This window comes from Ruminococcus sp. 5_1_39BFAA, from assembly GCF_964240875.1.
GTDB lineage: Bacteria > Bacillota > Clostridia > Lachnospirales > Lachnospiraceae > Blautia_A.
Genome location: NZ_CAXSVO010000003.1, coordinates 63569 through 78794, shown reverse-complemented (window position 1 = coordinate 78794; position 15226 = coordinate 63569). Strand labels below are relative to the sequence as shown.

11 protein-coding genes and 1 pseudogene are annotated in these 15226 nt (G+C 45.2%); 8 read left to right on the top strand and 4 right to left on the bottom strand.

Features of this window, described 5'->3' with window-relative positions; all coding sequences use genetic code 11:
* Window positions 1-2: 2 nt before the first annotated feature.
* The 3 genes from glpK to pgsA form a co-directional block, all read right to left on the bottom strand.
* On the bottom strand, window positions 3-1496 hold the full coding sequence (gene glpK / locus ACESZH_RS05290; RefSeq protein WP_373213497.1) for a glycerol kinase GlpK: 1494 nt from the start codon (window positions 1494-1496) through the stop codon (window positions 3-5).
* 18 nt (window positions 1497-1514) lie between these two features.
* Entirely contained in the window at window positions 1515-2444 is a 930-nt protein-coding gene (locus tag ACESZH_RS05285; protein WP_373213500.1) for an alpha/beta fold hydrolase, read from the bottom strand.
* Between the two features lie 148 nt (window positions 2445-2592).
* Window positions 2593-3132, bottom strand: a complete 540-nt coding sequence (pgsA, locus tag ACESZH_RS05280) for a CDP-diacylglycerol--glycerol-3-phosphate 3-phosphatidyltransferase (RefSeq protein WP_373213502.1) — start codon at window positions 3130-3132, stop codon at window positions 2593-2595.
* Window positions 3133-3698: 566 nt separating this feature from the next.
* Here pgsA and ACESZH_RS05275 point away from each other — a divergent pair.
* From ACESZH_RS05275 to ACESZH_RS05265, 3 genes are all read left to right on the top strand, one after another.
* The gene (locus tag ACESZH_RS05275) at window positions 3699-4028 is read left to right on the top strand and encodes a hypothetical protein (RefSeq protein ID WP_373213504.1); all 330 of its coding nucleotides are present in this window, start codon (window positions 3699-3701) and stop codon (window positions 4026-4028) included.
* Window positions 4029-4055: 27 nt separating this feature from the next.
* Window positions 4056-5066, top strand: a complete 1011-nt coding sequence (locus ACESZH_RS05270) for a type II toxin-antitoxin system antitoxin SocA domain-containing protein (protein ID WP_373213507.1) — start codon at window positions 4056-4058, stop codon at window positions 5064-5066.
* A gap of 176 nt (window positions 5067-5242) precedes the next feature.
* Window positions 5243-5455, top strand: a complete 213-nt coding sequence (locus ACESZH_RS05265) for a hypothetical protein (protein ID WP_373213510.1) — start codon at window positions 5243-5245, stop codon at window positions 5453-5455.
* 28 nt (window positions 5456-5483) lie between these two features.
* Here ACESZH_RS05265 and ACESZH_RS05260 read toward each other — a convergent pair.
* A pseudogene (locus tag ACESZH_RS05260) lies at window positions 5484-5558 on the bottom strand (DUF2800 domain-containing protein); the annotation flags it as partial.
* 143 nt (window positions 5559-5701) lie between these two features.
* On the opposite strand from ACESZH_RS05260, the gene ACESZH_RS05255 reads away from it, so the two are divergent.
* The 5 genes from ACESZH_RS05255 (at window position 5702) to ACESZH_RS05235 (ending at window position 15134) form a co-directional block, all read left to right on the top strand.
* Window positions 5702-7180: a TIGR02677 family protein gene (locus tag ACESZH_RS05255; RefSeq protein WP_373213512.1), complete on the top strand. Its 1479-nt coding sequence runs from the start codon at window positions 5702-5704 to the stop codon at window positions 7178-7180.
* A 77-nt stretch (window positions 7181-7257) separates the two neighbouring features.
* On the top strand, window positions 7258-8403 hold the full coding sequence (locus ACESZH_RS05250; protein ID WP_373213514.1) for a TIGR02678 family protein: 1146 nt from the start codon (window positions 7258-7260) through the stop codon (window positions 8401-8403).
* Window positions 8393-12490: a TIGR02680 family protein gene (locus ACESZH_RS05245; RefSeq protein WP_373213516.1), complete on the top strand. Its 4098-nt coding sequence runs from the start codon at window positions 8393-8395 to the stop codon at window positions 12488-12490. Before ACESZH_RS05250 ends, ACESZH_RS05245 begins: the two co-directional genes overlap by 11 nt.
* Window positions 12447-13778 (top strand): TIGR02679 domain-containing protein, encoded by a 1332-nt coding sequence (locus tag ACESZH_RS05240; RefSeq protein WP_373213519.1) that lies wholly within the window; start codon window positions 12447-12449, stop codon window positions 13776-13778. Before ACESZH_RS05245 ends, ACESZH_RS05240 begins: the two co-directional genes overlap by 44 nt.
* Before the next feature lie 177 nt (window positions 13779-13955).
* On the top strand, window positions 13956-15134 hold the full coding sequence (locus ACESZH_RS05235; protein ID WP_373213522.1) for an ATP-binding protein: 1179 nt from the start codon (window positions 13956-13958) through the stop codon (window positions 15132-15134).
* Window positions 15135-15226 lie beyond the last annotated feature (92 nt).

The window sequence follows — 15226 nt, the reverse complement described above, 5'->3', positions numbered from 1 at the left end:
TACTAGTCTTTTGCCCAGCCGAAGGAGTATTTCACTGCCTTTTTCCAGCCGGCAATTTTCTTTTCCCGAATTTCTGTATCCATTTTTGGTACAAAAATCCTGTCTACGCCTCTGTTTCTAACGACATCTTCCTTATCAGACCAATATCCAACCGCCAGCCCGGCAAGATACGCCGCACCCATTGCCGTTGTTTCTACGCAGGACGGCCTCTCAACAGGCGCTTGAATGATATCTGCCTGATCCTGCATAAGAAAGTTGTTGTGGCTGGCACCGCCATCCACCTTCAACTCCGAAAGCCTGATACCGGAGTCAGCCTCCATCGCTTTCAGCACATCATAAGTCTGGTACGCCAGAGATTCCAGTGTGGCTCTGATAATGTGGTACTTGTTTACGCCTCTGGTGATTCCCACGATTATTCCGCGTGCATACTGATCCCAGTAAGGCGCACCCAGGCCCGTAAAGGCCGGCACTACATAACAGCCGTTCGTATCCTTGACTTTGCACGCCATGTACTCAGAATCCTCGGCACTGTCAATCAGCCGCAGCTCGTCTCTGAGCCATTGTACGGAAGCGCCCGCCACAAAGATAGAACCTTCCAACGCGTAAGTAATTTTGCCGTCCAGCCCCCACGCGATAGTGGTTACGAGTCCGTTGTTTGAAAAGACAGGCTTATCTCCGGTATTCATCAGCAGGAATCCGCCTGTGCCATATGTATTTTTTACATCACCTGGCTGAAAACAGGTTTGCCCAAAAAGCGCAGCTTGTTGGTCTCCAGCTGCTCCGGCGATTGGAATTTCTCCACCAAAAAAGGCTGGATCGGTTTTTCCATATATGCAGCTTGAAGGCTTGACTTCCGGCAACATAATCCTGGGAATACCAAGTGTTTGCAGGATATCGTCATCCCATGTGAGCGTATTGATATTGAAAAGCATCGTTCGGGAGGCGTTGGAGTAGTCCGTTACATGGACTCGTCCCCCTGTGAGCTTCCAGATGAGCCAGGTCTCCACGGTTCCAAACAGAAGGTTGCCGGCTTCCGCTTTTTCCTTTGCGCCGGGAACATGATCCAGAATCCATTTGATTTTTGTTGCCAAAAAGTATGCATCGATCACGAGTCCGGTCTTTTTGCGGATTTCTTCTGTAAGTCCCGCGGCCTTCAAGCTGTCGCAGTAATCGGAGGTGCGTCTGCATTGCCAGACGATGGCGTTATAAATAGGAATTCCGGTTGCTTTATCCCAGATAATGGTTGTTTCACGTTGATTGGTGATACCAATAGCAGCTATGTCACTTGCCGTCGCACCTATCATGTTCATAGATTCCACCGCTACGCCCAGCATACCCGCCCAGATTTCATCGGCATCATGCTCGACCCATCCGGCCTTGGGAAAAATCTGTTTAAACTCCTTTTGCGCCACGGAGCAGATATTACCCTTTTTATCAAAAAGTATTGCGCGGTTACTTGTCGTTCCGGCATCAAAAGATAAGATATATTTTCCCATCTGCGTGCTCCTTTTTCTTTATATCCGCTTATTGAGCCAGGTGAGTATGTCCTTATAAACCTCGTCCCGGTTGATTTCATTGAGCATTTCATGGCGACCGCCGTCATACAGCTTCATACTTACATCCTGTACACCGGCTTTTTGGAAGCACTCGTAGGCCTTTTTGACGCCCTTGCCGTAATCGCCGACTGGGTCTGCGCTGCCGCTCATAAAGTAAATCGGCTTATTAGGATCGACCCTGGAGATGTTGGACATGTTTGTCACATATTTGACACCCTTTAACATGTCACCGTAAAGACCTGCCCTGGCTGTAAACCCACATAACTCGTCGTCCATATATTTATCTACCTGTGCAGTGTCTCTCGACAGCCAATCACACGGTGTTCTGGGACTTTCAATCTTCTTGAGGTAGCTGCCCATCGACAAATCGTTAAGCTTGGTGCCATCCGAGTCATATCCGTTCTTTTTGATCGTCTTCTTTGCCATCCTGTTTCCTACATCGACAATTAGCTTGCCTTGATGACCGGTTCCGGAAATAATTGCCATATCGTACTTGTCCGGATAATCCACGATATAAGTTCTCACCAGGAAGCTCCCCATGGAATGACCGAACATCACATATTTTATGCCAGGATACTGGGCTGCCATGATGTCGTGCAGGCATACGAGGTCTTTAACAACATGGTTCCATCCATCTTCAGGGAAGAACACACCCTTGTCTTTTTCACTGGTGATTGTTTTTCCGTGGCCAAGATGGTCGTTCCCAACGACAACAAAGCCGTTGTTTGCCAGGTATGCCATAAAATCACGGTATCTGTCGATGTGTTCCGCGATGCCGTGTGCGATCTGGACGACAGCCCGTACCTGTCCATCTGGTTCGCATTTGAGTGCATGGATCTTGTTTTGACCTGTTGAAGAGTCAAAATAAAAATCTGAGAATTTTGCCATTTTTAATCCCTCCTATAAATATAAATATTTGTATAAAAATTTCTGTTGAATTTTCACGAATCATCTGCTGCAATTGAACGACAAGGTTCTTTCGCGGCAGTACTTGTGTTGGTGCGATCACAGAGAAAACAAATGGATTATGGGGGATTTACATTTGCCCGCTCAATACATTCCGGTTTTTCCATAGATAATCTATAAGAGATACAACAGTCAGAATGAGAGCAATCCAGGTAGTGATCCTGGCGATTATGTCAAATGCCCCGCCAAGATTGAGGATTAAAAGAATTACCATGAGCATCTGGAATACAGTTTTGAATTTTCCCCAGATACTCGCTGCGATCACAGTCCCCTTATCGGAAGCTACAAGGCGAAAGCCGCTGATAATGAATTCACGCCCGATGATAATAATCACCATCCATGCCGGTAGTGCATCCTGTTCTACAAGGCAGATCATTGCAGAGCAAACGAGAAGCTTATCTGCGATTGGATCCATAAACTTTCCGAAGTCCGTTATCTGATTGTTTTTTCGCGCAATGTATCCGTCCAGCCAGTCAGTGGCACTTGCGAGGATAAAGACTGCGGCCGCTGCATAATTTCCATTTTTACCGAGATCATCCCATAGCATCAGAAATACAAACAGTGGCACCATGCAAACACGTAATATAGTAAGCTTATTCGGTAAATTCATCTCCATCCTCCCCTTTGTGTATAAAAATCTGCGATCTTATTTATTTGGTGGTTTCACAATAGCATAAACAAAGCAGCGAGGTCTTTAGGCAAACAATAGGAAAATGCCTGATTTTTAGGCATAACGGGCAGTTTGCCTAGAATGTGTATTTCATGAACCATTATTTTTCTGTCACCTGAGTGATTCTGACTTAGATAAATTGTACCGGAAACTGATAAGATATCACATGGATGGAGATATCGACCAATGGAACATGGTGTTAAAAGCGGGAGGATATGAAGAAATTCCTGGGAATTAAAAACTCAGGACAACCGTAGCTTCCCTATCCCAAAGGCTTGTAGTGATTGAAATAGTCACTGCAGGCCTTGTTTTTCGCCCATTTTCAGGGTGTTTTGGGCAACCTGGGGTTCCTCGTGCGATTCAGGGGATATGGCGATAATAGAGAAAATGCAGATAGGGGGGTGGATACGGATGCTCATATGAGATAGCTGGGCGGGCGGCAGAAATTGTTTTCTGTTGCTCATTTTAATGATTGAATATTGACAAAATCCGATCAATGAGCTATGATGATAGAAAAATTAGAAAATCATATCACTGACTCTGCGGAGGATAACATCAATCTGTTCCTGGATTATGTTATTGACGAAGCGAAGGCAAAGGATATCATATTAAACCTGACCGTAATGGATTTTTCAGAGATCCTGCAGAACGAGCATAAAGGCTTTGAACACGAAAAGTTGTATGTATTTGGCAAGGATGTAGTTCTGTTGGAGAGAAACGGAACGGAAGAGAAGACGGTTTCTCTGTATATCAAGTTCAACAAGCTGGAAAACTGTTTTGTGATCGTGATATCGTTCCATGAACAGAAATATCCGCTTACATACTATTTCAAATAATCAGGAGGCAAATCGGAGGTGGTCATTATGACAGAGAAGGGAAGAAAAGATTTCTGCATCGAGTGCAGGAAAGAGACGGAGTACCTTTTACAGAAAAAGGACATCGTAAAAAATATAAGGGATAAGGATTACACATTCGGGATCACAGTGGCTGTTTGTTCCGAGTGCGGAGAGGAAATGAGCATTCCGGGTTTGATTGATAAGAATGTTAAGGAAATCGATGAGCAGTACAGGGCGGCAGAAGGCCTTGTGTCGATTGATGACATTGAGAAGCTAATGAAAATCTATAAGATTGGTAAGGCTCCGCTGTCCCTTGCTCTTGGATTTGGAGAGGTAACCATACCGAGATATCTGGAAGGGCAGGTTCCTTCAAAAGAGTATTCGGATGTTGTGAGGGCTGCATTGGCATCTCCCGCATATATGAAGAAGAAACTCATGGAAAATAGAGAGAAGCTGACGGATGCAGCATATAAAAAGGCGATGACGGCGGTGGACAGCATAGAGAGCCTGTTTTCAGTGTCAGAAAAGATGCTCAGGGTGATTGCTTATGTCTTTGAAAAACTGGAAGAGGTAACGCCGTTGATGTTGCAGAAGCTTCTTTATTTCATCCAGGGCGTTTATTCCGCATTGTATGGGAAGCCAATCTTTGAAGAGGACTGCAGGGCATGGGTGCATGGTCCAGTTTATCCGGAGGTATATGAGCTGTTCAGGGATTTCAAATATAATCCGATTGATGATGCGAGATTTGCACTGCTTGAAGGAACTGCGGATGTGCTGACTGAGGAAGAGAAGAATGTGATTAATCTTGTAGTGAATACCTTTGGCATGTATGGCGGAAAGGTACTGGAGCGGATCACGCACAACGAGGATCCGTGGAAAGAAGCTAGGAAAGGCTATGGCGACAGTATTCCTTCGAGCGAACTTCTGCCAAAGGATCGCATCATGAAGTATTATGTTGCTATAAACCGTAAATATGGGATAGGAACGGAAGAAGGGCTTAAGACTTACATCCATGATATGTTGGATAAGGCATCGTAAAACAGGAGAGTACCTGCGGCGGACAACTGAATAAGCTGAAAGCATAAGGCTCAGGAAGGATCATTTCCTTCTGAGTCTTATTTTTTTGCGTTTTTTCCTCGAGGGGTTTAAAAAGCCCATCTTTCTTTGAATGGGATATGCAAGGGAGAGGAACTTTCTGCAGCGAGGTGAGAAGCATGGCGAGAAAACACAAGATTGTCATCAACGTCTCTGATCCAAACGGGCGTAAGGCAAACGTGCTCAGGGGTGCCGACATGAAGCTTCTGACAAGACTTCTTAAGTTCCTGTTCGGAGATTTCACACAGATGTATCTTTTATCGCCGGGGCAGGCGGTGGAATCAGTAGACATCCGTGAGGTCAAGGAAGGAGGAAAAACATGTCAAAGATGAGCGAACTGAGTTTGGTGCTTCAGGAACTACAGTCACCGGTGCCGAATCCGTTCTCGACCCATCTGGAAAAATCCAGCCTCTGTTCGATCAGTACCTGCGGATCCGGGCTTATGATGCGCAGTATCGGATGCCTTGGATCGTGTTTGACCGGGATGAAGTAAAGGACTTTGATGAAAAATCTTTTGCATTCCCCGGCACAGTGCAGTATACTACCCATAGAGTTCTGCATTTGGAGGATATGGCAATATGCATGTAACGGAAAAGTTAATAAAACCACTGACTGAGGTAAGATATTTAAATGCGGATAATGTGGACCGGTATCGGAGCATTATGCGCATTTTTTATGAAAATTATGAGAAATTGAAGTACTGGATGTATCAGGAAGAAGTTTATGCCGAGATGATACAGGATCCGTATTTTGCTGAATACCGTATAGAGCAGTGCCAGCAGGACCTTACGGCATTAACAGAATGGAAGAATTTGGTGACGATTCAGGATACGAGACATGCGTCTTCTATCGATGAGTTTAAAAAGAAAAAGTTTCGCTACCAGATGTCGGAATACAGTGTGGAGATTGAGAGGCTTGTGCTGCGTCTGGAGAATCTTTTTATTGAAGGGGCTTCGCTGGAACCTACACTTTTGGAGAGAATACGGCGGGGCATCGAGAAGCTTCCCGACATGGCATCCCAAAATTCCGATGAAGTTTATACATGGTGGAATGATCTGAATAATGATTTTATCCGGCTGAATCAGAATTATCAGGATTATATCAGGGATTTGAACAGTGTGAAGGCAGAAGAAATGATGCGGACCAGAGAATTTCTTGTGTTCAAGGATAAACTGGTGGAATACCTGAGAAGTTTCATCAAAGGGCTGCAGCGCAATGTGGGAGTGATTGAAGAAAGTTTACGTCTGCTGGATGAGGAGGTGCTGGAGCAGGTATTGGAGAAGGTCAATCAGTATGAGCTTTCCATTCCAAGGATGGATGTGGAAGTATCGATTGAATTAATCGAAAATAAGACAAGGGGACGTTATCAGAGTATCCGGAACTGGTTTGTGGCAGAGAACGGACAGGAAAACGAGGCGGGTAAGTTATTTGACGCGACAAATGAAATCATCCGGAGAATTACCCGCTATGCGACACAGTTAAGTGAGAAAAATGCGTTTGGAGCCAATCGAAGGGAAGAATACCGGAAGGTGGCAGAGATGTTCTTAAAATGTGAAAATCTGGCGGAGGCGCAGAAAATGTCAGCAGTGGTGTTCGGTCTGGAGCGGACGTATCATTTGAAGGGAGATGCTTCCCGCGAGACGGAGAGCATGAATAAAAGTGTTTATGAAGAGATGGCGGAAGAGTATATTCTGAAACCGAGAGTACGTACTTACAGAGAAAAGTCGAGACGAAGCTCTATTGCGGATGCCAGTCGGGAAAAAGAAACGATACGGAATCAAATGATGCGGCAGATGAAGGAAGACCGGAAGAAAATTGAGCTGTTGGAGAAAAATGGGCGGATCGATTTCTCTACGCTTCCCGTGATTGAGCCGCGCGTGCGGGAAATCCTGCTGAAGTGGCTGTCCGATGCGCTGGAAGATGCAGGATATTCTGCGAGGACAGACGATGGGAGAGAATACAGGCTGGATATGGAGCATGCGAATGAGAAGTGCGTGGTGCGCTGCGAAGACGGAAATTTTACGATGCCGGGATTAAGTATTGTATTTCAGGAGTGAAAGAGCAGGCTGATATGTAAAGTGGTTAAAATCAGAATATTGCGCAGGAATTAAACGTGTTGATAAGGATAAAAAGTATGAATGAATTGGAATTACTGCTGGACAGGCGTTGGATTTTAAAATCAGAAGATAAAGAACTATACTATAAAATCCGGGATTCGATTGGTGATATCCGCAAATTTGCAATGGAGAAGATGGGCTGTCAGGTGATTGAAAATTCTCTTTTGGTGAAGCTGGAGAAGATTCCGGCGATTCCGGAAACCTTTATGGGAATTGGAGAGTTCACATCAAAAGAAGAGTACGCGTTTCTCTGTATTTTGCTGATGTTTTTGGAGGACAGAGATGCGGAAGATCAGTTTATGCTCTCACAGCTTACAGAATATATTACGGCAAATATGCCGGGAGAGCCGGTGGACTGGACCGTGTTCACCAGCCGGAGAAAGCTGGTGAAGGTGCTGCGCTATGCAGTAGCACAGCAGATTTTGCGGGTTACGGATGGGAATGACGATGTATTTATGGATGAGCAGTCCGGGGAAGTATTGTATGAGAACACCGGAGCTTCCCGATACTTTATGAGAATCTTTTCCAGAGATATCATGGACTATGGAAGCCCCGCAGATTTTCAGGAAAGCGACTGGTTTGAGATGGATGAGGACCGGGGGATTGCAAGACGGCATCGGGTATATAAACGGCTCCTGTTTTCTGTAGGAATGTACAGGGATGCCGGTGCAGAGGAAGACTTTGAATATCTAAAATATTATGGCAGACGGCTTTCTGCAGATCTGGAACAGAATTTTGATTGTCGGGTTCATATCCACAAGGGAAGTGCATTTCTGCTCATGGGGGAAGATTGTCATATGGGAATGGCATTTCCGGGAAATAATGCAGTATCTGATATTCTTTTGCTTTGCTGCGCCAAAATCAGGGAAAAAGTAGAACTGGGCGTTTGGAACATACGGAATGATGAAACAATCTTTGTGGGAATCATGGAATTTGAACAGATGCTAAAAGAGGTGAAGACAGATTTTGGAAGCGGTTTTACAAAGAATTACCGGGAGATGCCGGAAGGAGAATTTGTTCGGGAAATGCTGGAACATCTGGAGCGATGGACATTTATTAGGCGGGAAGAAAAGGAACACGGGATCGTGATCTATCCTTCGGCAGGGAAGATGGAGGGGCGTTATCCGAATGATTATGCGGGAGGCAGCAGAAATGAACAGTAGATGGCAGGCAAATAAAATCGGATTGATTAATTTCTGGTACTATGATGAACAGGAATTTCCTTTTGTGAAGGGGAGAATGCTGCTTCGCGGCTCCAATGGCGCCGGAAAATCTGTTACAATGCAGAGTGTGATCCCTCTTCTTCTGGATGGAAATATGAGCCCGGAACGTCTTGACCCATTCGGTTCCCGGGATCGGAAGATGAGCAGCTATCTTCTGGAAGAGGATGACGGAAGAGAAGAGCGGACCGGCTATCTTTATCTGGAATTCCGCAGACAGGAAAGCGAGACCTGGTTCACGATTGGAATGGGAATTCGGGCGAGAAGGGGAAAGCCTCTGGATAAATGGTATTTCAGCCTGACAGACGGAAGAAGAATCGGAAAGGATTTTTATTTATACAAAGAAACCGATGAAAAGGTGACTCTCTCCAGAAAGGAACTGGAGAATCGGATTCAGGGCGGAGGAAAAGTATTCGACCGGCAAAACGAGTATATGGAATATGTAAACCGCCAGATTTTCGGGTTTGAGACGGTGGAAGAGTACAAGGAAATGCTGGATTTGCTGATTCAATTGCGTACGCCGAAGCTGTCAAAGGGGTTTAAGCCTTCTGTTATCAATGACATTCTGAGCGATTCTCTGCAGCCTTTATCGGATGAGGATTTACGTCCTATGTCCGAGGCAATTGAAAATATGGATGTCATGAGCATGAATCTGAAAGCCCGCCAGGAGGGAAAACAGGCGGCAGAAAAAATCAACAGGGTATTAGACAGGTATAATCGACTGGAACTGTATGAAAAAGCAGTTCATTGTGAAGAGAACCAGAAGGAGCTTGCAGCATTATTAAGAGAAGAAAAGAGCAGAAAACAGAATCTGCAGGAGTGTGAAATCCGCGTAAGAGAATTGGAACAGCACAGAAGTGAGCTGGACGCAGAAAAAGCAGCGCTGGAGATGGAACGCGAATCCTTGAGCAAAAGTGATGCGGTGGCATTGAAACAGAAGGAAATAGATCTGGCATCGAGAATCGCGGAAAAAGAAACGACATTAAAGGAAAAGGAAACTCAGCTTGCGGCCAAGCAGGAGCAGTATATTGAGACGGAAGCAAAACAGAGGGAAGAACAGGACAAAGAGTATCAAAAAGAGCAGGAATTGACAGATCTGCTGGAAGAAATGCAGGATGAAGCAGATGAAATGGCGTTTGAAGAGCATGGATTTTTCCAGATGGAATTGAAGGAGGCTTTTCGGAAGCCTTATTCCTTTGATACGCACCAGAAGCAGTTTGAGAAAACACAACAGGGAATCCGGCAGGGTCTTCTGATTTTGCAGGAAGCAGAACTGCAGCAGAGACAGGTGGAAGAACTGCTCAGGAAGCGTGAAAAGTATCAGCGGGAAACAGACGCTGCTGAACGTCGTGTTAATGAAGTGGAAGCGGTCCTGGTGCAGACGCAGAATGAGTGGAAAGAAAAATTCTACAGTTGGAGCGGAAAAAATCAGGAGTTGATCCTATCCGGAGAATTGCAGAGAGAACTGGCACAGTTTGCGGAGAATTATGATGAGCAGTCTGATTTTGCAGGAGTACGGCGGGCGGTAGCAGATGTATGGATTGAGAAAAAGGGTATACTGGAGTCGCAGAACCGCCAGGATCAAGAGCAGATTCTCAGATTACAGAAAGAATACGAAGAAAAACGGCAGGAATTGGAGGAATGGGAGAATCACAGAGAACCGGAGCCGTTCCGCAGCGAGGCGGTATTGAAAAACAGAGAACGGCTTCGCGAGAGAAAGATTCCGTATCAGGAATTTTATAAAGTAATCGAATTTGCACAGAATCTGGATCAAACTGCCTGCGACAGATTAGAAGAAGCGCTGCTCTCTATGGGAATTCTGGATGCGCTTGTGATAGAAGAACAATACAAAGAGCAGGTGCTTCATATGGATCCCGGCTGCTGCGACAAGTATTTGTTTGTAACAAAACAGCGGGCAAAGAAGAGCATTCTGGATGTGCTGGATCTGAATGATTCTGTCAATGATATTTTCTTTAATCAGAGGATTATTGGGATTCTGGAAAATATTGCATATGATGCGGATGGAATCACAGCAGTTTCTGCGGATGGCGTCTATCAGATCGGTGTGCTTACCGGTACGGTGACTGGTACTTATGAAGCAGGATTTATTGGAACGAGAGCAAGAGAACAGAATCGCCTGATGAAGATCAAAGTATGCAAAGAGGCCATGGAGGTGCTTTCAGGAGAGATCAAAGCACTGCAGGAGAAACTGGAAAAGCAGAAACAACGGATTCGGGTACTTGGTGAGGAATATGCAGCGCTTCCGTCGGATGAAGATCTTCGGACAGCGTACCGGATGCTGCTGGATGCACAGCACGAAGCGGAACAGTTGAAAAAGGAAAGCGGCCGTCTGGATGCGCAGATTCAGGACATAACGGAAAAGCTGAGAGAACTCAAAAAGGAAGCCCTGCAAATTGCGGAAAAGCTGTATCTGGTCTGCCGCTATGAAGTGTTCCGAAATGCAGATGCCGCGGCAGGAAGATACGGACAGCATTTTGCCCAGTTAAAAGCGGGACATGAATTATATCTGCAGATCGTATATCATCAAAACGAATTGAAACTCCGTCTGGATGATCTGGATGCAGATCTGGATCAAATCCGATACGATATGGGAAATACAGAAGCTGCCCTGAAAAGGGAACGCGCCGAGTACAGATCCGTGCAGGAGCAGTTAAAGCTTACAGACTATGAAGAAATCAGGGACCGTCTGGATACCTGTATGAAATGGCTGAATGAGTATCCGCATGAATTGCAGAAATGTGTGGAAGAAAAAGGACGGAAGGAACAGCAGATCAGGCATCTTCAGGAACAGATAGAGAGAAGCGCGGAGATCATCCAGAGCTGCGAAAGCAAAGGAGCATATCTCAGGAGATGTTTTGAAACGGAAAGGGCACTTGGCTATGTAGGGCTGCCGGAGGAATCAGGTGAAGATGCAGGAATGGTACGGAGTTCTCTGGAACCGGATTGCCAAAATCTGCAAAAAGAAACGGTAATTCGTAACCTGAACGAGATTTATTTTGGAAACCGCGGATTCCTAAATGATTATCATCTGACACAGACAGAGATATTTGGAGAACTGGAAGAGCAGGCAGGTCCGGGATATCCGACAGCAAAACGTCTTGATATTTTTGCGAGGTATCAGGGGGTGAAGATTCCGTTTGGAAAGCTTTTGCTGCATCTGGAAGAGGAAATCGAAGAACTTCAGGAATTAATTAAAGCCGGAGACAGGGAATTGTTTGAGGATATTCTGGCAAATACAATGAGCCGGAAGATTCGCGGAAAGATCAACAGTTCGAATACATGGGTGGAAAAGATGAATGTTCTGATGGAAGCAATGAATACATCAAGCGGACTGAAGCTGAGTCTGCGCTGGAGAAGTAAAACAGCGGAGCATGAGGACCAGTTGGACACGAAGGAGCTGGTCGGACTGTTGAAGAAGGATTACCGGCTCATGCGGGAGGAAGAAGCGGCCCGCCTTTCCCTTCATTTCCGATCCAAGGTAGAAGAGGCAAGACGGCATGCAAAGGACAGCGGCGGTATGGTTTCTTTTTATCAGGTGATGAAGGAAACACTGGATTATCGGAAGTGGTTTGAATTCCAGCTTTTCTATCAGAAGAGTGGGGAACGGCAGAAAGAACTGACAAACAGTGCTTTTGGAACCTTCAGCGGCGGAGAAAAAGCGATGGCTATGTATGTACCTCTGTTTTCGGCTGTCGTGGCAAAATATCAGGGCGGGCGTGCAGATGCACCGCGGCTGATTTCGCTGGATGAAGCATTTGCCGGAGTGGACAATAAAAATATCAGGGACATGTTCCGTTTGATGACGGAATTTCAGTTTGATTTTATCATCAACTCCCAGGTGCTTTGGGGAGACTGCGATACATTGGACGCGCTGGCAATCTATCAGTTGCTCCGTCCGGAAAATGCAAAGTTTGTAACGGTCATGCCATATCTGTGGAACGGACAGATGAAGGAGATGGTGGAGGATGAAGAAACACTGGAGCGAAGAGCCGCAGAATTCGCTGTGTAATGCGTGTGTGGAATATTTCCGGGAGCGCCCGGTATTTGAGAAGGTATTGCGCGGTTTTCGGGAAAAATATATATCCTACGGAACCTTTTCCGGTACGGTGACAGTAAGAAATCCGAAGGAGGAAGAGCTGGCAGATTTGGAAGGCTTTTTTCAGAAAAATTATCATGGGCAGAAGAGTATCTCCGTTTCCGCAGCACGGTTTGAGAAAGCATTGGAGGAAAGCCGGTTTGGCGGTGTGGAGCCGAAGGAAATACTGGAGCTGTATTTTCAGGAAGAGATGACGGGAAAAAAGGAGCAGAAAAAAGAAGAAGAACGGAAGTGGCAGCAGATTTTTGCCAAGCTGCGGGAACAGTGCGCCGGAACTTGGGCAAAGAAGTGGATAACAGAAATGGAAGAACAAAAAAACGGTATGTATTCATACTTGCGGAAACTCTGGCGGGAATCCGGAAAAAATATGGAGGAGGTACGCAGTATTCTTCTGTTGGGAATCCGAATTCTGAATCATTTTCCGTATCGGCAGGATAAGATAGAGTATCTGGCGGTATTCGCGGCAATGATGACAGGAAATCCACATGCATTTGATGATGGAGCGAAAGACGGACCGTTTTTTCGAATGCTGGTTGAGTGGGATACAGAGCACAGGAATATCCGGGTTGAAAATTCAGATATCTTTCCGGCATTGCAAAGACAGAGGCTCTATCTTGCAGCAGGAATACTGCGGGATGATATGTCAAACTATGTGATGATTTCCGGCATTCAGGCGTGGAATAGGGACGGAAATCCTCATGCGGGTATGGATGGTTTCCAAAGGGAGGGGGATCCGGTACAGGTTCCCCTGTCTGTGGTTGCAGGATGGACGAGGACGGAATGTCCGGACAGGGAACTCTATATTGTGGAAAATCCTTCTGTTTTTGCGATGCTGTGTAGAAAATGGAGGGGAAAGAAGGCATGTATGTGCATGAACGGACAACCGAGGCTGAGTTCCGTTCTGTTGTTGGATCTGTTGGCAGAGGCAGGGATAAAGATATACTATGCAGGAGATTTTGATCCGGAAGGACTGCTGATCGCGCAGAAGGTGAAGCAATATTATAAAGGTGAGACAGTATACTGGCATATGTCGGTGGAAGAGTATGAGCGAAGCCGCTCGAGCGAAAGGATTTCGGAAAAAAGGAGGAAGGCGCTGGAGCGAATCACGGATGCAGACCTGGAGGATCTGGCAGAAGCGATTCGGAAGAGCGGGGTGGCAGGATATCAGGAAAATGTGTGGGAAATTTATGTGAGAGACTGAAATGAAGAGGAAGCTGCCATGCGGTGAAAATTATCGCAAGGAAATAATGGAGACAGGAAAATACAAGGAAAGGGATGGCATAGCGGCTATCCCTTTTCAAGTGCAGGAAAAGCTGTTAAAATAAGTCGGAAACCCAGACTTTATTAGGGGTTACGGAGAACACGAGAAGCGAAGATCATGGCTATTACTGTACCGAGGGCAAGTCGGGAACAGAGACCGGTCTATATTAATGGCGATATATTTAAAGGAACATTTAGGCGGAATTGGGAAGGTGATTATCATTGTACTCCCAGTGAAATAAGAGCAATGCTTCGTGATCAGACAGAACAGACTATGGATATGAAAATTCTGGAAGACTGGTCAATTTCAGACTTAAATCAGGAGTCTGTTCAGGCATATCGAAATCTTCACAGAAGCTGGAAACCTGGACATGTATGGGAAATGCTGGAAAATGAAGAGTACCTGAAAAATATCGGAGCTGCCGCCAGGTCAAAAATAGACGGAAAAATACATCCCACTGCAGCCGGAATGCTAATGTTTGGAAATGAATATGATATTGTCCGGGAGTTTCCGGAATATTTTCTGGATTACAGGGAAAACCTTGATCCAACAATCCGATGGACGGACCGTTTACAATCCAGTTCTGGGGAGTGGTCAGGAAATGTATTTGATTTTTATTTCCGAGTTTATAATAAGATCATAAAAGATGTGAAGGTGCCTTTTAAAATGGTAGGTGGTGTACGGATAGATGATACGCCGGTTCATAAGGCACTTAGAGAAGCACTGGCAAATTGTCTTGTGAATACAGATTTTTATGTGCCGCGGGGTGTGGTTATCAAAAAAGAAAATGATTTGCTGATATTTGAAAATCCGGGGTATATCCGCACTGGAAAAGAGCAGATGCGTAAAGGTGGAGAGTCTGATCCGAGAAATAAAGGACTAATGAAAATGTTCAACCTGGTTAATATTGGCGAACGCGCAGGAAGCGGTGTACCAGATATTTTTAATACATGGGAGCAGGAAGAATGGGTAGAGCCAATCATTGAAGAAAGATATGGCGATGCGTCACGAACAAGTTTAACATTATCGTTTGTAAAAAAACAAGCGAAAAAAACAAGCGAAAAAAACAAGCGAAATAAAACAAGCGAAATAAAACAAGCGAAAAAAACGTTGCAGAATAAAGAAAAAATAGGCGCTTTTCTTGAATATAACGGGGCATCAAAAACAAGCGAAATTGCCAAAATGCTTGGTTTAAGTGAAGCCAGAACCAGAGCACTTTTGAAGGAAATGGTATTAGAAGGAAGTATTACCGCTAGCGGTGGAACAAAAAAGAAAATTTATTTTTTACAAGAATAGTAAGGTATAGTCATACTCTAGAAAGATAGGATGGGGAACGATAAATAATAAGCCATGTAATATTTGTATCTAGAGAAAATTTTTGACCGTTT